General features: G+C 67.7%; 1 pseudogene. It reads left to right on the top strand.

The annotated features are described in order from the left end of the window. Positions 1-365 (top strand): annotated as a pseudogene (locus AC0IYH_RS29930) (hypothetical protein); the annotation flags it as partial.

The following is a 365-nucleotide window of genomic DNA, read 5'->3' as shown; positions in this document are numbered from 1 at the left end:
TTCCTGCTCTCCGCGCTGGCCGGCCAGCTGGCTGATAGTCACGACAAGGCGCGGATCATCCGGCTGGTGAAGTCGGCGGAGATCGGGATCATGGCGGTGGGAGCCGCGGGACTCGTGGTCGCGCGGGCGGGGCACATCAATCTCGGCGTCGGGTTGATGCTGTTCGCGGTGCTGTTGCTCGGTACGCACTCGACCTTCTTCGGGCCGATAAAATACGCGATCCTGCCGCAACACCTCGCCCCCTGCGACGTGCTGGGGGGCACGGGGCTGGTCGAGGCGGGCACCTATCTGGCAATCCGGCTCGGCACCGTCGTCGCCGGCTGGATCTCGATCGACGGTGCGGCGGTGCTGGTGCTGGTGATCGC

Source organism: Pseudomonas sp. AC463 (genome assembly GCF_979253585.1).
The sequence above is the reverse complement of the archived record's forward strand: the minus strand, read 5'-3'. Positions and strand labels throughout refer to the sequence as shown.